At 71.1% G+C, this 18,179-nt stretch carries 19 protein-coding genes; 10 read left to right on the top strand and 9 right to left on the bottom strand.

What is annotated here, in order from left to right:
* The first annotated feature begins 12 nt into the window (after nt 1–12).
* From FB561_RS18805 to FB561_RS18795, 3 genes are read left to right on the top strand one after another with little or no spacing between them, the layout of a single operon-like run.
* Nucleotides 13–1,575 carry a DHA2 family efflux MFS transporter permease subunit gene (locus FB561_RS18805; RefSeq protein WP_170284707.1) on the top strand — a complete coding sequence of 521 codons (1,563 nt, stop codon included), beginning with the start codon at nt 13–15 and terminating at the stop codon, nt 1,573–1,575.
* A 33-nt stretch (nt 1,576–1,608) separates the two neighbouring features.
* Nucleotides 1,609–2,019 (top strand): VOC family protein, encoded by a 411-nt coding sequence (locus FB561_RS18800; RefSeq protein ID WP_145808408.1) that lies wholly within the window; start codon nt 1,609–1,611, stop codon nt 2,017–2,019.
* A 49-nt stretch (nt 2,020–2,068) separates the two neighbouring features.
* A complete protein-coding gene (locus FB561_RS18795; protein ID WP_145813166.1) occupies nt 2,069–2,899 on the top strand; it encodes a DUF427 domain-containing protein in 831 nt (276 codons plus the stop codon).
* On the opposite strand, the gene FB561_RS18790 is transcribed toward FB561_RS18795, so the two are convergent.
* From FB561_RS18790 to FB561_RS18780, 3 genes are all read right to left on the bottom strand, one after another.
* Entirely contained in the window at nt 2,896–3,822 is a 927-nt protein-coding gene (locus FB561_RS18790) for an RNA polymerase sigma-70 factor (protein WP_238334900.1), read from the bottom strand. The two genes, FB561_RS18795 and FB561_RS18790, sit on opposite strands and share 4 nt — an antisense overlap.
* Nucleotides 3,816–4,574, bottom strand: a complete 759-nt coding sequence (locus tag FB561_RS18785; protein WP_145808406.1) for an SDR family NAD(P)-dependent oxidoreductase — start codon at nt 4,572–4,574, stop codon at nt 3,816–3,818. Before FB561_RS18785 ends, FB561_RS18790 begins: the two co-directional genes overlap by 7 nt.
* A gap of 67 nt (nt 4,575–4,641) precedes the next feature.
* Nucleotides 4,642–7,224 (bottom strand): ATP-binding protein, encoded by a 2,583-nt coding sequence (locus FB561_RS18780; protein ID WP_170284706.1) that lies wholly within the window; start codon nt 7,222–7,224, stop codon nt 4,642–4,644.
* A 129-nt stretch (nt 7,225–7,353) separates the two neighbouring features.
* On the opposite strand from FB561_RS18780, the gene FB561_RS18775 reads away from it, so the two are divergent.
* Nucleotides 7,354–8,178: an EamA family transporter gene (locus tag FB561_RS18775; RefSeq protein ID WP_202880661.1), complete on the top strand. Its 825-nt coding sequence runs from the start codon at nt 7,354–7,356 to the stop codon at nt 8,176–8,178.
* Nucleotides 8,179–8,190: 12 nt separating this feature from the next.
* Here the strand turns inward: FB561_RS18775 and FB561_RS18770 are convergent, their stop codons facing one another.
* On the bottom strand, nt 8,191–9,294 hold the full coding sequence (locus tag FB561_RS18770) for an ankyrin repeat domain-containing protein (protein ID WP_145808400.1): 1,104 nt from the start codon (nt 9,292–9,294) through the stop codon (nt 8,191–8,193).
* A 4-nt stretch (nt 9,295–9,298) separates the two neighbouring features.
* Between FB561_RS18770 and FB561_RS18765 the strand changes: the two genes are divergently transcribed.
* On the top strand, nt 9,299–9,538 hold the full coding sequence (locus FB561_RS18765) for a hypothetical protein (protein ID WP_170284705.1): 240 nt from the start codon (nt 9,299–9,301) through the stop codon (nt 9,536–9,538).
* On the opposite strand, the gene FB561_RS18760 is transcribed toward FB561_RS18765, so the two are convergent.
* Nucleotides 9,519–10,487, bottom strand: a complete 969-nt coding sequence (locus FB561_RS18760; RefSeq protein WP_145808396.1) for an SMP-30/gluconolactonase/LRE family protein — start codon at nt 10,485–10,487, stop codon at nt 9,519–9,521. The genes FB561_RS18765 and FB561_RS18760 overlap by 20 nt on opposite strands.
* 142 nt (nt 10,488–10,629) lie before the next feature.
* On the opposite strand from FB561_RS18760, the gene FB561_RS18755 reads away from it, so the two are divergent.
* The 4 genes from FB561_RS18755 (at nt 10,630) to FB561_RS18740 (ending at nt 13,700) form a co-directional block, all read left to right on the top strand.
* Nucleotides 10,630–11,829, top strand: a complete 1,200-nt coding sequence (locus FB561_RS18755; RefSeq protein ID WP_238334899.1) for a sensor histidine kinase — start codon at nt 10,630–10,632, stop codon at nt 11,827–11,829.
* 11 nt (nt 11,830–11,840) lie between these two features.
* Nucleotides 11,841–12,470, top strand: a complete 630-nt coding sequence (locus FB561_RS18750) for a response regulator (protein ID WP_145813163.1) — start codon at nt 11,841–11,843, stop codon at nt 12,468–12,470.
* Between the two features lie 124 nt (nt 12,471–12,594).
* Nucleotides 12,595–13,206: an AAA family ATPase gene (locus FB561_RS18745; RefSeq protein ID WP_238334898.1), complete on the top strand. Its 612-nt coding sequence runs from the start codon at nt 12,595–12,597 to the stop codon at nt 13,204–13,206.
* Nucleotides 13,207–13,241: 35 nt separating this feature from the next.
* Nucleotides 13,242–13,700: a GNAT family N-acetyltransferase gene (locus FB561_RS18740; RefSeq protein ID WP_145808392.1), complete on the top strand. Its 459-nt coding sequence runs from the start codon at nt 13,242–13,244 to the stop codon at nt 13,698–13,700.
* On the opposite strand, the gene FB561_RS18735 is transcribed toward FB561_RS18740, so the two are convergent.
* The 4 genes from FB561_RS18735 to FB561_RS18720 are packed head-to-tail and all read right to left on the bottom strand — an operon-like array spanning nt 13,694 to nt 17,502.
* Complete coding sequence (locus FB561_RS18735; protein WP_145808390.1) at nt 13,694–14,092, bottom strand: tautomerase; 399 nt, start codon at nt 14,090–14,092, stop codon at nt 13,694–13,696. The genes FB561_RS18740 and FB561_RS18735 overlap by 7 nt on opposite strands.
* Nucleotides 14,092–15,423: an amidase gene (locus FB561_RS18730; protein ID WP_145808388.1), complete on the bottom strand. Its 1,332-nt coding sequence runs from the start codon at nt 15,421–15,423 to the stop codon at nt 14,092–14,094. The genes FB561_RS18735 and FB561_RS18730 overlap by 1 nt, the downstream gene beginning before the upstream one ends.
* Nucleotides 15,420–16,592 (bottom strand): hypothetical protein, encoded by a 1,173-nt coding sequence (locus tag FB561_RS18725; RefSeq protein WP_145808387.1) that lies wholly within the window; start codon nt 16,590–16,592, stop codon nt 15,420–15,422. Before FB561_RS18725 ends, FB561_RS18730 begins: the two co-directional genes overlap by 4 nt.
* A 4-nt stretch (nt 16,593–16,596) precedes the next feature.
* Nucleotides 16,597–17,502 (bottom strand): nitrilase family protein, encoded by a 906-nt coding sequence (locus FB561_RS18720; RefSeq protein WP_145808385.1) that lies wholly within the window; start codon nt 17,500–17,502, stop codon nt 16,597–16,599.
* 164 nt (nt 17,503–17,666) lie between these two features.
* Between FB561_RS18720 and FB561_RS18715 the strand changes: the two genes are divergently transcribed.
* Nucleotides 17,667–18,080, top strand: a complete 414-nt coding sequence (locus tag FB561_RS18715) for a winged helix-turn-helix transcriptional regulator (protein ID WP_238334897.1) — start codon at nt 17,667–17,669, stop codon at nt 18,078–18,080.
* The last annotated feature ends 99 nt before the right edge of the window (nt 18,081–18,179 follow it).

Below are 18,179 nucleotides of genomic sequence, written 5' to 3'. Positions count from 1 at the left end.
AGTTTGGGAAGCATGCATGACCATGGGCGTCTGCATCCGCATCATCAGGAGCCCGGGGGGACGTTGGTCGGTGCCCGCCGGCGGTCGCTCGCGCTCGGGATCCTTTGCCTGTGTGCGCTGACCTCCGGGGTCGATCTCACCATCACCAACGTCGCGCTGCCCGAGATCGGGCGGGCTCTCGACGCCGGGACCGACGAGCTGCAGTGGACGATCGACGCGTACAACCTCGTCCTGGCCGGGATGCTCGTACTCGGCGGTGCGCTCGCGGATCGGGAGGGGCGGCGCCGGGTGTTCCTTGTCAGCTACGCCGTGTTCGCGCTCGCCTCGCTGGCCGCGGCGTTCAGCCCGTCGACGGGGGCGTTGATCGCGGCGCGGGCGGTGATGGGGCTCGGCGCGGCCGGGGTGACGGCGCCCGCGCTGGCGATCATCGCGTCGATGTACCCGCCGGACAAGCGGGGCCGCGCGATCGGTACGTTCGTGGTGTTCGGCGCGACCGGGCTCGCTGTCGGACCGATCGCGGGTGGGCTGCTGCTGGACCATTTCTGGTGGGGCTCGGTGTTCCTGGTCAACGTACCGATCATTGCCGTCGGCATCGTTCTCGGCGCGCGGACCATCCCCGAGTCGCGCGCCCCGGGACCGGCCGGCCGGCTCGACCTGGTCGGTGCGGTGCTCTCGGTCGTCGGACTCGGTGGCCTGCTCTTCGGCATCATCGAGGGACCCGGCCGAGGCTGGACCGCGCCCGTCGTCCTGCTCGCTCTCGGGATCGGTGTCGTCGGGCTCGCCGCATTCGTCGGGTGGGAACTGCGGACGAGCTCGCCCCTCTTCGACGTACGGATCCTGCGGCGCGCGCCGGTCGCGACCGGGGCGATCACCTTGCTGGTGGCGTACCTGCTGCTCACCTCGTACCTCTTCCTGAATCCCCAGTACCTGCAGGACGTCCGCGGTGAGTCGATCGTGTCGGTCGGGCTGATGTTCGTCCCGTTCGCGGTGGTGTTCGGGTTGTGCTCGTTGCAGGCCCAGCGGATCCTTCAACGGCTGGGCGCCCGGACCACGATCGCGCTCGGCCTGATCGTGACCGCCGGCGCGATCGTGGTCTTCGCGTTCGCGGGGACGCGGCCGCTCTGGGTCATGCTCGCCGGCACCGTCGTCCTCGGGATCGGGCTGTCCGTCCTGATCGCCCCGCCCTCGACCGTGGTGATGAACAACCTCCCCGCTGCCAAGGCCGGCGACGGCTCCTCGCTCAACTTCGTCAGCCGCTTCGTGGGCGCGTCGTTCGGTGTCGCGGTCGTCGGCTCCCTGCTCGCGAGCGCCTACGTCCGCGACCTCGATCCCGTCCTCCCCGCGCTCGACCCGGCCCAGGCCGACAAGGCCCGCGGCTCGTTGCAGGGCGCTCTCGAAGTCGCCGATACCCTGCCCCCAGCCACCGGTGACGCGCTGGCTTCGGCGGCCCGCGACGCCTTCGACCGGGGCGCCACCATCGCGTACCTCGCGCTCGCCGCCCTCGCCCTGATCGCCGCGGCCGTCGCGTGGTACACCCTCGACCGTCCGGACGGACCCGAGCAGACCACTCGTTGACCCGCCGCCGCGATCGCAGTTGGATCGGCTGGCATGAAGACGATCCTTTGCGCGTATCGGGTGAGTGATCTCGTCCGGTCGCTGCGGTTCTACCGGGCGCTCGGCTACTCCGAACTGGGGACGGTGCCGTTCGAGGACGGGTCCAGTCTGGTCTGGCTGAAGCTGCCCGGCGAGGCCACGGTCTCGCTCGAACTGGTCCACCGGCCGGCCGGCGGACCGGTGGAGATCAAGGGGTTCGAGCACCTGGCCATCGACGTCGGCGAGCTCGGCAGCACCCTGGAGCGGCTCACCGCGGCCGGGCTGGAACCAGGGCCGGCGGAACAACCCGGCGGACCGGACGGACCGACGACGGCCTGGCTGATCGACCCGGACGGGTACCGGATCGAACTCGTCGAGTGGCCGCCCGATTACCTGGAGAATCTCTCCACGGACGACGCGTCCTAGCCTCTACCCTCCGCGGCGGCCTCGTTCTTACCCTGGCCGGGTGAGCGTGATGATGCAGGGCTGGATGTTCGACGGCCTGCCGCTGCTGCGGTACGAGCCGACCGAGATGCGCATCCGGGTCCGCGCGGGCGGGACCGAGATCGCGGACACCACCCGGGCGATGCTGGTCTGGGAACCACGCCGCATCGTGCCGTCGTACGCCGTCCCGCTGGCCGATCTGCGCTGCGAGCCGGCCGAGTCCACGGTCGAGCCGGTACCGGCGCGCGGCCGCCTGCTCGATCCGGGGATCCCGTTCGTCGCGCACACGAGCCCGGGGACGACCGTGGACGTGGTGGCCGGTGACACCCGGTTCGCCGGGGCCGGGTTCCGGCTGGAGGACGAGGCGCTGGCCGAGTACGTCGTGCTGGACTTCTGGGCGTTCGACGAGTGGCTGGGCGAGGACGAGGTGCTGGTGGCGCATCCGCGGGACCCGTACCACCGGGTCGACGTCCGGCAGAGTTCGCGGACGGTCCGGCTCGAGGTGGACGGCGTCCTGCTGGCCGAGAGCAGCCGCCCGGTCCTCGTGTTCGAGACGAACCTGCCGATGCGGTACTACCTGCCACGCGCGGACGTCGTCGCCGAGCTGGTCCCGTCCGACCGCAGCTCCGCCTGCGCCTACAAGGGCCACGCCACGTACTTCTCGGCCGCCGGCTACACCGACCTGGCCTGGAGCTACGCCGAACCGCTCGACGGGGCGACCCAGCTCGCCGGGTTGATCGCCTTCCTCGACGACAAGCTGACGGTGTCCGTCGACGGCCGCCACCGCGAGCAACGGCCCTCCCCCGGCGCCGTGATCTTCCGCGACCGCCTCGGCCTCAAGCAAACCCAGCAGCAGTCCTAGTCCGCGTCCCGCCGCAGCTCGTACGCCTCCCGGAAAGCGGCCAGCGGATCCGCCACCGGACCGACGTGCCGGAGCTTGTCGGGATTGCTGACCGTCCGGATCGTCTGGACCTGGCCGTCGACGATGTCCAGGGCCCACGTACTCAGCACCTTGCCGTCCCGATCCCGGAAGATCGCTCCCGGTTGCCCGTTCACCTCGTGCGGCTCGACCCGCGCACCGAGCCCGCCGAACAGCGACACCAGCTCGGCGAGGACCCAGCTCACCCGGTCGACTCCGAGGAAGCGGTCCGCCCACTGCGGAGCCTTGCCGCCGCCATCGCCGACCAGCTGCACATCGGCAGCCAGCAACGCGGTCAGCCCGTCGACATCCCCGTCCCGGAACGCGTCGAGGAACCGCCCGGCCAGCTCCGTACGCTCCACCCGGTCGGCCTCGAACCGCGGCCGCCCCGCGTCCATGTGCCGACGCGCCCGGACCGCCAACTGACGGCACGCAGCCTCCGACCGACCCACGGCGGCCGCCACTTCCGGGAAGGTGAACGCGAACACCTCCCGCAGTACGAAGACCGCGCGTTCCAACGGGGTGAGGCGTTCGAGCAGCAACAGCGCCGCCATCGACAGCGAATCGGACAACTCCGCCGAGCGCTGCGGATCCTGGTACGGATCGGCCAGCAGCGGCTCAGGGAACCACGGCCCCACGTACTCCTCCCGCCGGACCCGAGCGGACCGCAGCACGTCGATCGCGATCCGGCTCACCGTGGCCGACAGGAACGCCTTGGCCGACCTCGGTTCCGTCGGCGTGCCCTCGTATCGCAGCCACGCCTCCTGGACGGCGTCCTCGGCCTCGCTGACACTCCCCAGGATCCGATAGGCGATCGAGAACAACAGCGGCCGCAACTCCTCGAACTCCTCGGCCCGAGTCACCACGGCACCGGACCCTCCTCGCCGAAGAAGCCGCCGGTCGGCCCGTCCACCCCGAGCGTAGCCAGCCGGACGACGACCGCGGCGCCCCGCGCGACGGTGAGGAACCCGGTGTGGTTGTTGCTGTCGGTGTCGACATACCCGGGCGCGGCGGCGTTGACGAGGAAGCCGTCCTTCCGCAGCTCGTTCGCGTACTGCACGGTCAGCGCGAGCAGCGCGGTCTTCGACGGGAAGTACGCCGCGGACGGCAGCAGCCCCGCGAACGGTCCATCGGGATCACTCGTCAGCGCCAACGACGCACCGTGGCTGCTGACGTTGACGATGCGCGGTGCCGACGACCGCCGGAGCAACGGCAACATCGCCTGTGTCACCGCGATCACCCCGAACACGTTCGTCTCGAACACCGACCGAACCATCCCCAGCTCGACCGAACTGGGAACCTGGTCGTACGCCTCCGCAGGCGAAACCTGACCCGACCCGGTGATCCCGGCGTTGTTCACCAGCACATCGAGCCGCCCGTACCGCGCCTCGATCTCCACCGCGGCCGCAGCAATACCCGCCGAGTCGGTCACGTCCAGAGCCACCGCGCGGACGTCACCCCCACCCGCCCGCAGTACGGCCGCAGTGTCCTCACCACGCCGCGCATCCCGAGCCCCGACCAGCACCGCCATCCCCAACCCGGCCAACTGCTCGGCAACCCCACGCCCGATCCCCTTGTTCGCCCCGGTCACCAACGCGACCTTCGTATCCTCGCTCATCTCCGCTCCCGTCCCGGAAAGGTTCGCTTCACCACCCGAGACGAAACAGCCGCACGGATCTGTGACATCACCCAGGGAATCGGGTCAGCAGGTCCTCGACGCGGTACGCCCGGCCGGCCTGGCGGTGGGTCTGCCAGGTTTCGGGGGTCATCGCGCCGTCCAGTGCGGCGAGAGCTTCGGTCAGTTCCTCTTCGAGGTACGGGTTCGGCATTTCGAGGCGGTCGCGCATCGCTTCCTCGGCGCCGAAGAGGTGGGCCGCGCCGACCAGGTCACCGTTGCGGAGCAGGAGGTTCATCGTGGTGTTCGCGAACGCCATCGTGAGGCTCGGGCTGCCGAGGGCGACCACGGTGTCGACCAGGGCGCGGGCCTCGGCCTCGGCTTCGGGGAGGCGGCCGGCGACGATCAGCAGGTACGCGAGGTTCTGGCCCTGGACGGCGGCTTCGTGGACGTCGCCGAGTTCTTCCAGCAGAGCAAGGGATTCGCGCATCAGGGACTCGGCACGGTCGAGATGGCCGAGCTCTTCCTCGACACCGCCGAGGTTGCCGAGGACGCGGGCCAGCCGGCCTGGTTCGTCGAGGCGACGGTGCTGGGTGAGAGCTTCCTCCAGGAGATCGCGGGCGGCGTCGAGCTGACCGAGTTGGAGCTGGGCCGTACCGAGCAGGCTCATCGAGAACGCGATCCCGGCCGCGTCGTCGAGGGTCCGCGCCATCGCGAGACTGCTGGTCGCCACCTCCTGGGCGCGCTCGATCTCGCCCTGCATCAGGAGCAGGTTGCCCAGCCCCCGCAGACAGGCCGCGAGGTTCTTCGACGGTTCCGCGCCGGCCCGGGCGACGACGTGTTCGTGCCAGCGCCGGCCCTCGGCGACGTACCCGCCGAGCAGCCAGACCCACCCGAGCGCGGCACAAAGCCGGAGCCCGGTGCCGATGTCCCCAGCCGCCTCAGCCGAGTCCGGGACCGCCCAACCAAGAGCGGCCCGGAAGTTGCCGAGCTCGGTCTCCGCCAGTTCGAGCGCGGTGCCGTGGGTGGACTCCCGCATCGCCAACAGCTTCTCGGCCACCTCCGCGTAGTACTCCGCGTGCGCTCGGCGGGCGGCCTCCTCCTCGTCCCCGGCGCGCAGTTCGTCATCGGCGTACTGGCTGATCGTCTGCAGCAGCGAGATCCTGGGACCCGCGTCGGAGTCGGTCGAGATCGTGACCAGGCTGGCGTCGTTCAGCTCCGCAACCACGTCCAGGGGATCCTCCTGGCCCAGCCCCGGGCACGCGATGGCGGCGACCGCGTCCAGGTCGGCGCCCCCGGCGAACACGGCCAGCCGGCGGAACACGCGCCGATGGTCGGGAGCGAGCAACTGGTACGACCACGCGATCGTGTCCCGCAGAGTCCGTTGCCGGGACGGGGTCACGCTGCTCGTCGAGGCGATGTCGAGCGCCTGGTCGATCCGGGCCAGCAACGCCTTCGGACCCAGCAGGCGGACCCGGGTCGCGGACAACTCGATCGCCAGCGGCAACCCGTCCAGGTGCCGGCAGATCGCGACCACGTCGGCCACGTTGCCGGCCGTGAGCGCGAACCCCGGCTGGACCGCCTGGGCCCGTTGCACGAACAGCTGGACGGCCCCGGATCGCTCCGCCGCCGCCAGACCCACCTCGTCGGGCAACGCCAGCGGTACGACCGGGTGCTGGTGTTCGCCGACGAGTCCGAGCGGCCGCCGGGACGTCGCGAGGACAGCCACGTTCGGCGCGGCCTCGAGGATCGCGGCGACCACCTTGTCGGCGTCCTCGACCTGCTCCAGGTTGTCGAGGACCAGGACGAGCGACCGCTGGGCGAGGTGACTCATCAGCGGACCGGGCGCCCGGTCCCGTGCGGGGAAGTCGAGCACCTCCGCGATCGACGTCCACAGCACCTGCTCGGTCTGCGCGGCCGCCAGCGGCACGAAGTACACGCCGTCGGAGAACCCTGCCGTCAAGGCGGCCCCGGCCGCGATCGCCAGCCGCGTCTTCCCCGCGCCACCTGGTCCGACCAGCGTCACCAGCCGCACGTCGGGCGAGCGCAGCAACTCCGTGAGCCGCGCGAGCTCCGCATCCCGGCCGAGCAACGGCGTCGCCGGGACCGGCAGGCTGGACGACGTGCCGAGGGTCCGCAGCGGCGGGAACTCGTCCTGCAGCCCGGCCACGGTCAGCTGGTACAGCGACTCGGGCTCGGGAATGTCCTTCAGGTGATGGGATCCGAGGTCGCGTAACGAGACCCCACCGCTCAACCCGGTCCGGGCCAGGTGGACGGTCGCGGCGGACACCACGATCTGTCCGCCGTGTGCGGCCGCCGCGATCCGGGCGGCCCGGTGCACGTCCATCCCCCAGTAGTCGCCGTCGTGGACACCGGGCGAGCCGGTGTGGACGCCCATCCGGACCCGGACCCGTTCGCCGTCCGGCCAGCTGTGGTCCGCGAGCCTCCGCTGTGCCTCGGCGGCGGCGCCGACCGCGCCGGACGCCGTCGGGAACACGACGAAGAAGCTGTCCCCCTCGGTCCCCATCTCCGTCCCACCGCACTCGGCCCAGACCCCGCGCAGGATGCGGCGGTGCAGTGCCAGCGCATCGACATAGCTGCTGCCGAGCCGGGTCAGGAGCAGGGTGGATCCCTCGATGTCCGAGAACAACATCGAGACCACCCCTGACGGCAGGGTCCTCGTCGAGGCACCCGGCTGCCCCACCATGCCGAGAGTCTCGCAGACCCGACCGCGTCCAGTCCCGAGTAGACGCTGTCTACCTCGATAGTAGACACTGTCTACGTGCTCGCTCTGGGACTGCTCACACTGGCCGCCGCCTGCCATGCCGGCTGGAACCTGCTGGTGAAATCGTCGGGACACCAGGGCCCGGAGTTCGTCTGGCTCTACGGCGCGATCCCGGCCCCGGCCTCGCTGGTCCTGCTCGGCTGGGCCGCCGGGCACGACGGCGTCGGCAACGCCTGGTGGGCCGGTCTGGTCAGCATGGCCCTGCACACCACGTACGCCGTGGTCCTGCAGTGGGCGTACAAGGCAGGCGACTTCTCGGTCGTGTACTCCGTGAGCCGCGGGATGGCGCCGGTGCTCGTCGTCCTCGTCACGATCCCCTGGCTGGGTTCACCCTCGACGGCAGCGTGGTGCGGTGTCGCGGCGGTCCTCGTCGGCGTGCTGCTCATGGACCGGGTCTCAGCTCGGCACAACCGCGGATCGTGGCCCGGCCTCCTGGTCGCGGCGTGCAGCTGCGCGTACACCTTGTGGGACGGGTACGCCGTCGCGACGCTAGGCGCACGCGTCCTGCCCTACCTCGCCGTCGCGAACCTCGGCCAGCTCGCCCTGCTCACACTGGTCCTGATCCCCCGGCGTGGCCGGCTCGGGACTGTCCTGGCCTCTTGGCGCCAGGCCGTCCCGATCGCGCTGCTGGCCCCGGCGAGCTACGGCCTCGTCCTGGTCGCGTTGTCGCTCGCCCCCGTCGGTACCGTGGCCGTCGGGCGCACCCTGAACGTTGTCGTCGGCAACCTCTTCGGCGTCGCGATCCTGCGCGAGCGGATCACCCTCACCTCGGCCGCCGGCCTCGCGGCCGTGGTCACCGGCGTCCTGCTCGTCTCCACCTGACGAGCGCGCTGATCAGCGGGCGCCCGCGGCGCGGAGGATCTTGGCGATCTCGTCGTACCCGCTGTCGGTGGCGTGCTGGAGCGGGGTGACGCCGCCGCGGTCCGGGAGCGACGGGTTCGCCCCGGCGGCCAGCAGGATGCGGACGATCTCCTGCCACTGCTCGGTCCCCTTGCCGAGGATCACCGCTTCGAGCAACGCGGTCCAGCCGAGGTCGTTGACGTGGTTGACGTCGATCCCGGTCTTCACCACCCGCCGGACGTAGTCGACGTGACCGCGTTCGCTCGCCGGGATCACGGAGAGGCCGCCGAACCGGTTCCGCAGCTTCAGGTCCGGGCCGGCCGGCAGCAGCGTCTCCAGCATCGCGACGCTGCCGGTGACCCCGGTGACCAGCCAGGCCGAGTCGCTCCGGTCGTCCTGCGCATCCGGATCCGCGCCGAGCCCGACCAGCAAACGGGCCGTTTCGACGCGATCCTTCAGCGCGGCACGCAGGAGCGCGGTACGACGGTTCGCGTCCTTGCTTTCCAGGGGCGCTCCAGCTGCGAGTGCGGCAGCGACCTTGTTCGTGTCACCGGAATCCGCGGCCGCGAGCAGGGCCTTCGGCGCCTCCCCACGGGACGGCGGCGCCGTGGTCAGGACCGCGGACACCGCCTTCTGATCACGGGCGCCCTGGACCGGCGTCACGCCGTCCCGCTCAGCCGGGAGATCACGGTTCGCCCCGGCCGCGATCAGGAGGCGCACGGTCTCGACGTACCGCGGGCTGCCGTCACCGAGCAGGACCGCTTCGTGCAGTGCGGTCCAGCCGAGGCGGTTGACGTGGTCCACGGTGATGCCGGCGCGGAGGAGGCGGGCGACGACGGGAGCGTGACCGCGTTCGGCGGCGCGGATCAGGGCGGTACCGCGGTAGCTGTCCAGGCTGCGCAGGTCGGCGCCGTGGGCCAGGGTCAGGTCGAGGAGTTCGAGGTACCCCTCGCTCGCGGCGATCAGGTACGCGCTCTGCACGGTGTCGTCGACCGCGTTCACGTCGGCGCCGGCCGCGACCAGCCGCCGCGCCTCCGCGACGTCGTTCTTCCAGGCGGCGGCGATCAGCTGGCGGTCGAGCGCGTCGGCGGTCGGCACTGGGGTGGTCCTCGGTTTCTCGCTCGGTTCCTGGCTGGGGCTGGGGCTGGTGGTCAGGGCGGACGGGCTCGGACCCGACCTGCCTGACGGCTCGGTGGACGGCTTGGCGGACGGGGACGCCGCGGCTGTAGTCGGTCCGGCCTGCGGCGCAGTCTGCTCGGTGGAGCAGGCCGCGACCGTCACCAGCATGACGGCAGCCACGGCGGCCGCGGTGATCGGCCTGCTCATCGGCGCGGCGGGGTGAGGGCAACGACCTCGTACGGCGGCAGCCCGACCGGCTCGTCGAACTTGCTGTCGACCAGCAGCAGCCGGCCCTGTGCGAGCTTCGCGGTGGTGAACACGCGGTCCGGGTCGGTCGCGGTCGCGCGGACCAGGGTGGCCGCAGTCCCGTCCGGGGCCAGTCGCAGCGTGGTCAGGACGCGGGAGAAGTTCCGGACGACCCAGAGCTGCCGGCCCTGCTGGACCAGGCCGTCCGCGTTCACCAGGTCGGTGTCACCGGTGTCGACCAGGGTGGCCCGGCCGGTCCGCAGGTCGAACCGCCACAGCTTGCCGACGTTGCCCTGGGCCACTACCAGCGCACGGCGGTCCGGCGAGAGCACGATGCCGCCCAGGTTGAACCCGGTCGCGGTCGGGATCGTCGCGGTCGCGTCCGCCCAGGTCCGGATCGTCCAGCGGCCGTGCTGCTCGGCTACCCGGAAGATCTGCGGCGCGTTCGAGTTGGTCACGTACGCGGCGCCGTCCGGGCCGATCGCCAGGTCGTTCAGGAAGGTGTTCGGTACGCCGGTCCGCAGTGCGGCAAGCAACCGGCCGGACCGGTCGTACACCCACAGGTCGGGCGCGCCAGGGTGGTCGATGCCGTTCGGCCCACCCGCGACGTACACGCGGCCCTTCGCGTCCACGGTCACTCCGCGAGCGGTCCAGCGGCCGTCCGTCCCGTCACCGGCCAGCCACTCGGTCGCGGCCGAGGACCGCAGCGAGCCGCGGTGGATCTCGCCGCCCGTCGTCTCGGACACGTAGAAGCGCTGGGTGCGAACGTCGTACCCGATGCCCTCGTACTTCGAGCCACCCGCGCCGTTCACCACCGGGTCGCCCGGCAGCTGATACGTGGCGGAGTGGGCGGACGCGAACGGCGCGCCGACGCCGAACAGGACGGCGGACAGCGCCAGGGTCGCGGTGAGGGAACGGACGGCCATGAGTACCTCGCAACGGTCGGTGGAAGGTCGATGTGTCCAGCCTGGCCCGGGACGGACGCGGGGACGACGGGCGATCGGCGACGATGAAGTAGCCGATCGGATGATTCGGTCCCGGCCCGATCAGGCCTACCATCGGCTCCACATGACCACTTCACCCCCGCGACCGAGCACACCAGCCTGGGCCGCCGGCATCCTCGGCCGCGCCAACGGACTGGTGACGGTCCTGCATGCCGCGTTCGTCGTCCTCGTCGTGGCGTCCGCGGTGCGGTACCTGTCCGGGCACGGCTTCGGGGACCAGGCCCCGTGGGTGCTGACCGGAGCCGCGGTGCTGCTGGCGACGTACGCCGCGCACCGGTTCCTGCCGAGTCAGGTGTGGCTCGCGGTGCTCGTACTGGTGTGGTTCGGGCTGGCGTTGCTGGCTCCGTCCTTCGCCTGGTGCGCCGTACCGTTGTCGTTCGTGGCCCTGCGTGTACTGCCGTTCTGGCCGGCCTGTGCGGTCGTGGCCGGGATGGTGGCGACCACGGTGGTCACGTGGACCCGGATGACCGATCGGCTGGATCCCACCATCGTGCTCGGCCCGGTGTGCGTTGCTGTCCTCGCCGTCGGTGCGTACCGGGCGCTGGAGCGGGACGCGCTCGCGCGGCAGGCGCTGCTCGACGACCTGAGCGCGGCACAGGGCGATCTGGCCGACGCGCAGCACCAGGCCGGCGTACTGGCCGAGCGGGCGCGGTTGTCGCGGGAGATCCACGACAGCGTCGCCCAGGGACTGTCCAGCATCAACCTGCTCCTGCAGGCCGCCGATCGCGAGTGGGAGGACCGCCCGGCCGCGGCCCGCCAACACGCTTCCCAGGCAGCAACGACCGCCCGCGACAGCCTCGACGAGGTACGGCGCGTCGTCCGCGACCTGGCCCCCGCACAGCTCGCCACCGCACCCGGGGAGCCAGCACTGCCCGCTGCACTCCAACAGACCTGCGAGCGCCTCGCGGAGCATGGCGGCGTGGAAGTGCGGATCCAGGTGCACGGCACGCCCGTACCGCTGGGCCCGGAGATCGAGACCGCCTTGCTCCGCACAGCCCGTGGTGCGCTGGCCAACGTCCTCGAACACGCGGACGCCAGGACCGCCGTGGTCACGCTGACCTACCAACCGGACGCGGTCACTCTCGACGTCCGCGACGACGGCCGCGGCCTGCCCGTCGATCCGCCGGTGAGCGAGCCGGATCGCGGCCGCGGCCTGGCCGGGATCCGTGATCGCCTGCAGGGACTCGGCGGCACCCTGATCCTGGAGAGCGAACCGGGCGAGGGGACTGCGCTGGCCGCGTCCGTTCCGTTGGAGCACGCGTGACTGGAACACAGGTGATTCGGGTCGCGCTGGTCGACGACCACCCGGTGGTCCGGGCCGGGATGCGCGCGCTCGTCGACGGCCAGGAGGACCTGTCCGTCGTCGGTGAGGCCTCGGACGCGCACAGTGCCGAGCAGTTGGTCGCCGCGGTCCGTCCGGACGTCGTCCTGATGGACCTGAACCTCGGCGACGGACCTGGTGGAGCCGAGGTCACCGCGCGACTCCGTGCCTTCCCCGAACCACCTCGGGTACTCGTCCTCACCACGTACGACACCGAGGCGGACATCCTCGGCGCGATCGACGCGGGCGCCTCCGGGTACCTGCTGAAGGACGCACCACCGGAGGACCTGTTCCGCGCGATCCGCGGGACCGCGCGCGGCGAGGTGATCCTCGCTCCGGTGGTGGCCGCCCGGTTGGTGAAGCGGGCCGGCTCCACGGCCACCACGCTCACCGAACGCGAGGTGGAGATCCTCGGGCTGCTCGCGACCGGGCAGTCGAACCGGGAGCTGGCCAAACAGTTGTTCGTCAGCGAGGCGACGGTGAAGTCCCACCTCTCGCACATCTACACCAAGCTCGGGGTGGACACCCGCGCGGCCGCGGTCGCCCGCGCGATCGAACAGCGGATCATCCGCCCACCCGGCTGAGAGAGCGCTTACCTCGAGTTCTCATCAACTTCTCAGCGTTCCACGGCCCGAATCCGGAACACCGGACCGGCCTTCCTCCGTTGGTTTTTCAACAGCAGCACTCCGCCGACGAGAGGACGTCCCCGTGGCACTCCTGGGCATCGCCGCGCCGCCGGACACCCGCCGCGCACAAGCCACTACGGAACTCCGCTACCCCGACGACGCCGTCGTGGTCCTCGCCGGCATCCCCGGAGCGGGCAAGAGCACCCTGCTCCGCCGGCTGTTCCCCGACCCGGACAACGGCAACCTCCAGGTCCTCGACTCGGAGCGTCTGCGGGCCCGGTGGATCCCCGTCCTCGGTGCGATCCCGTACGTCTGGTGGCGCCCGTTCCTGCACCTGACGTACTACGGGATGGTGCTGCGCGCGATGCGCCGCGGTGGCCCGCTGCTGGTGCACGAATGCGCGACCCGCCCGTTGTCCAGGTACCTGATCGGCTGGGGCGCACGGTGGTCGGGGCTGACCGTGCACCTCGTCCTCCTCGACGTCCCGGAGGACGTGGCCCGGACCGGCCAGCAGGCTCGCGGCCGCATCATCCGCCCGCACGCCATGGCGACCCACACCCGCCGCTGGCCACGCCTGCTCGCCCAGGCAGCCCGTTACCCCGGCCGGATCGTCCCCGGCGCCGCCTCCGCCGTCATCATCGACCGGCAGCAGGCCGACCAGCTGCAGACAGTTGCCTTCGGCACCAAACCCTGAAGCCGCGGGACGGTGCGGGGAGAGATACTGGGGCGATGAACCTCGTCGTCCGGACCGCCCAAGCCGCTGATCTGCCCGCCCTCACCGCGCTCCGCTGGCGCTGGGCCCGAGCGGACGAGGTGGCATCGCCCGAGGTGCTTCGCGAGTTCGGCGCCGACCTGGAGCGCTGGATGACGGCCCAGGGTGACGCGTCGGTCTGTCAGCTCGCGGTGCTCGACGGTGCGCTGGTCGGGATGGCCTGGCTCGCGGTGTTCGACCGCGTCCCGAACCCGGGCGACCTGACCAGACGCTCCGGTGACGTGCAGAGCGTCTTCGTCCTTCCTGGGCACCGCGGACTCGGCATCGGCCGTCGCCTGATGGAGGCGATCTGCGCCACTGCCGACGCCCGCGGTGTCCGGAAGCTCACCGTCGACTCCCGCGAGGAGACCGTGCGGTTCTACGAAGCGCTGGGCTTCACCAGCACGGGCACGCTGCTCCAGCGCACTGGTCAGTGAGCCCGCTCGTCGCCGGTCCAGTCCGTGTTGAACCCGCCGAGGTGCGGGTGGTACATGTCGTCGCCCGCGTGCTGGGTGAACTCGACCTTGATCCACAGTGCGTCCAGGTCGAACTGCTTCACGCATGCGTCGATCAACGCCTGGGCGAGCCGTGCCCGGGTCTCGTACTGGCGGCCCTTGCGGATGTCGCACATGATCAGCGCCGACGGCGTGGGCGGGCCGTCCTCGTGACAGCGCCAGACCGCGCCTTCGCCGAGGTCGTGCACCGAGACGGTGAGCAGGTCCATCCCCACCTGCATGATCTCGGCGTAGATCGTGCCGATCGTCCGCGCCAGGTCACGCTTGGCCACCGGCTCGAGGGTCAGAGGTAGGTCGAGCTGGATCGAGGGCATCAGGTGTCCTTCCTGTCGAGCGGGGATTCGAGGGACCGCGCGGCCGCGAACAACAGGTGCTCGTTGCCGACGGCACTGACCAGCTGGACCGCGACCGGGAGCCCGTCCACCGCACCCACCGGCACACTCACCGCGGGAACGCCGGCCAGGTTCCACGGACTGGTCAACGAGAGCAACGCGGCCCGGACCTCCAGCTCGGTCCCGTCCACAGTCACGGACCGAGCGCCGATCGGCGGCGCCACCACCGGTACCGTCGGCAACGCCAGCACGTCGTACCCCGCGAGCAGCTCGTCCACGATCGCGCGGAACTCCCGCCGTACCTGGTCGGCCCGGGCGTACTCGGCCGAGGTGATCCCGCGTCCGCGATCGAGGCGGGCCAGGACCTCGGGATCCACGCGATCGCGATCGTCTCCGAGGTGACCCGCGTGCACGTTGTACGCCTCTTTCCCTTGTAGGGTTGAGAAAACGTCGAAGAGCGCAAGGTCGAACGACCACGGTACCGACGCCACCTCGAACCCGGCCCGGTGGACCAGCTCCGACCCCACGGCCTCGACCCGCGGATCCGTCACCGCGATCTCCCCCGGCGGGATCCACCCCACCTTCAACCGTTCACCCGCACCCGGCAACCGCCGTCCCACGATCGCCTCGTACGCGACCCGCGTGTCCTCCGAAGAGCCGGCGAACAACCCGACATGGTCGAGCGACGGCGCCAACGGGTACACGCCGGTACTGGAGATCGCGTCGTACGCCGGCTTGAACCCGGCCACCCCGCAGAGCGCGGCCGGGACCCGGACCGAGCCGGCCGTGTCCGTGCCGAGGGCGAGCGGGACCATGCCGGACGCCACCGCGACCGCGCTGCCCCCGCTGCTGCCGCCCGACATCCGGCCGGGATCGTGGGGATTGCGGGAGGGACCGTGGACCGAGCGGTCACCGGTCGCTCCGTACGCGAACTCGTGCAGCGTGGTCTTCCCGACGAGGACGGCACCGCAGTCCCGTAACCGCTTCACCACGTCGGCGTCGACCGAGGCCGGGCCGCCGAACGAGGTTGCCGAGCCGCAGGTGGTCGGCAGGCCGGCGACGTCGACCAGGTCCTTGACCGCGAACGGGATCCCGTGCAGCGGGCCACGATCGATGCCTGCGGCAAGTTCCTCGTCGGCGACCCGTGCGGCCTTCCGGGCGTCGTCGCCGGTGACCAGGACGAACGCGTTGAGGATCGGGTTCTGGTGATGGATCTGGCTGAGCGCCTGGTCGACCAGCTCGGCCGAGGTGGTGTCGCCCCGGCGAAGCGCTCGCGCGAGGGTGACGATCGAATCAGTACCTGGTGAGTTCATGCGGCGAATCCCGGAAGCAGACCGAGAACCGGCACGGCGACCGCGGTACACAAGGTCATCGACGCCACGTTCCCGATGAACGGATGGAAGGTGTTCGGCAGCCGGGCCGCGATCGCCGCGGCGACCGGCGGACCGACGATCGCGCCGAGCAACGCCCCGGCCACGACGGACTGGGCCGTCCCACCGAAGGCCAGCACGGTCGCGGGCGCGACGGACACGACCGGCACGAAGGTCGGGTAGAACCCGTGCGCGGCCCACTTCCGCCGCCAGAGCAGCACCCCGGCGACGGCGGTGAGGACCTGGCTCGCGAGCACCTCGGGGAACAGACCCGAGCCGTACACGAGCAAGGACGGGTTGAGCAGATGGACCAGCAGAGCCCCGAGGATCAGCGCCGCACTCGCCCACTCGTTGCCGAAGAACTGCGCCTCGCTGAAGTCGGCCAGCGCCCTCCGCACAACCCAGAACCGCGACGCCTCAGGACTCGCTGCACCCGGCCCTCGCCACCTACCAGGTGACGGCATCCACGGCAGCCGACCGCAGAGCCAGAACGCGATCACGGCACCGACGGTCATCCCACCGGTGGCACCGACGACGAGGGGAAGGTCCCACGGCTCGCAGATGTACTTGATCGCGAGCAGGGCGATCGGCGGCGTGAGGAGTGCTCCGAGCACGGTCCCCGTCACGGCGACGGACCACCGCGGGCCGAAGTGGATGACGATCGCGGGCGCCACCGAGACGAGCGGGACGAACAACGGTTGCCACTGCCCCGCTCCCAGCGTCCATCCCCACAGGAGGTTGCCGAGCACGAGACTGCTCACCCCGCTCCCGACTGCCCACGGCCAGATCCCGGAACCGCAGGCCTGGACGAACCCTTGCCACGTCCACGACCGCCGGTACGCCAGCTGCGCGAACGCCCCACCGAGGAGCAGACCCGCCGACGCGGACGCGACCGCGTAGTACTGCGGCTCGCTGACGGACGCGACCAACCAGATCGCGAGCCGCCCGATCTCGGCGTACTCCCCGTCCCACGGTTGCCACGCGGTGGTCCGGAACTCCCCGGCGAGGACGGTGACCAGAACCGCGCAACCGATCACACAACCGGCGATGCCGACGGTGTAGGCGACCGGGCGACTCCACAGGCGCCGCGAGGTACTGCGGATCGTCGTCACGACGTCACCGCGGCAGCGGAGCCGAGCCGGTGTAGCCGAGCAGCTGGTCGTACAGATCGGTCCGACGGTCGCGGTGCAGATCGTTCAGCTGGTTCCAGATCGGCGCGGTCCGGGCCGCGACCAGGTCGACGTCGGCGTACACGATGGTGTCCTCGTCCGGGCCGGCGATCCGGTCGATCGGCCAGCCGTTGGTCCCCGCGATCAGCGAGTTGCCCATGAACCCGGCGCCGCGTTCCTGGCCGATCCGGTCCGCGGTCGCGATGAAGACGTTGTTGGCGTGCGCGGCCGTGATGGTCAGGTACGCCGCCATGCAGACCCCGCTCGCGTCGTACAAGGGCGGCGGCGTCCACACCCAGCCGGTCGGGATACAGATGATGTCAGCGCCTAGCTGCGCCACGATCCGCGCGGTCTCGGGGAACCAGATGTCCCAGCAGACCAGCAGGCCGATCCGCCCGATCTTGGTGTCGAACACGGAGAACCCCTCGTTGCCCGGGGTGAACCACAGCTTCTCGGTGTTCCACAGGTGCGTCTTGCGATAGCGGCCGATGTACCCCTCCGGGCCGACCAGGACCGCCGTGTCGTACAGCTGCTCGCCGTCCCGCTCGACCACGCACCCGACGACGTACACGTCCCGCTCGGCCGCGAACCGCGCGAACGACTCCACGGTCCGGCCGTCGGGCACCGCCTCGGCGTGGGCGAACGCCTCCTCGCGGGTCTCGAACACGTACCCCGTGGTCGCCAGCTCGGGCAGCACGATCAACCGCGCCCCCTCGTCGGCGGCCGCGACCAGCCGCTGTTCCACGGCCAGGGCATTGGCCTTCAGGTTCTCGACGCCGACGCGGGGCTCGAACTGCACGACCGCGACCCGGACCGGGCTGACCCGGGTGTCCTCGCTCGCCTGTGTCGTCATGGCGTACTCCTTCGCTCGAACCGGTTTCACTTTGAAACCGATTTGAGGAGCGTAGGGGACCCGGTTTAAACTTGCAACCACTTGGTCGCCGACCGAGCGGAACCAGTTCGACCCCGGGGGTAGCGATGCCGGAACGCGTGAGTCACGAGCGGGCGGAGTGCCCGGTGGCCAGGACCGTCGACGTGATCGGGGACCGCTGGTCGCTGCTGATCGTCCGGGACGCCTTCGACGGCATCAGCCGGTTCGGCGAGTTCCAGCGCAACCTCGGCCTGGCGAAGAACATCCTCTCCGCGCGGCTCCGCGACCTGGTCGCCCGCGGCATCCTGGAGACCGCCCCGGCCGCCGACGGCACGTCGTACCACGAGTACCGCCTCACCGACCGGGGCCGCGACCTCTTCGTCATCCTGGTCAGCCTGCGTCAGTGGGGCGAGGCGCACCTGTTCGCCGACGACGAACCGCACTCGGTCCTGCTCGACACCGCCACCGAGAGCCCGCTGCGCAAACTCGAGCCCACCGACGCCACCGGCCGTGTCCTCGAACCCGAGGAAGCCTTCGTCCGCAAGGTCCCGGCGTCCTGATCAGGAGCCGTCCCGGACGCGCGGGTCAGGGGTTCGGCCAGGGTCGGGTCCGGGGCGGGCGGGGGCGGTTTCCGGCTTGGATTGCGCCGGGGAACTGGA

The organism is Kribbella amoyensis (genome assembly GCF_007828865.1).
Lineage (GTDB): Bacteria > Actinomycetota > Actinomycetes > Propionibacteriales > Kribbellaceae > Kribbella > Kribbella amoyensis.
The sequence above is the reverse complement of the archived record's forward strand: the minus strand, read 5'-3'. Positions and strand labels throughout refer to the sequence as shown.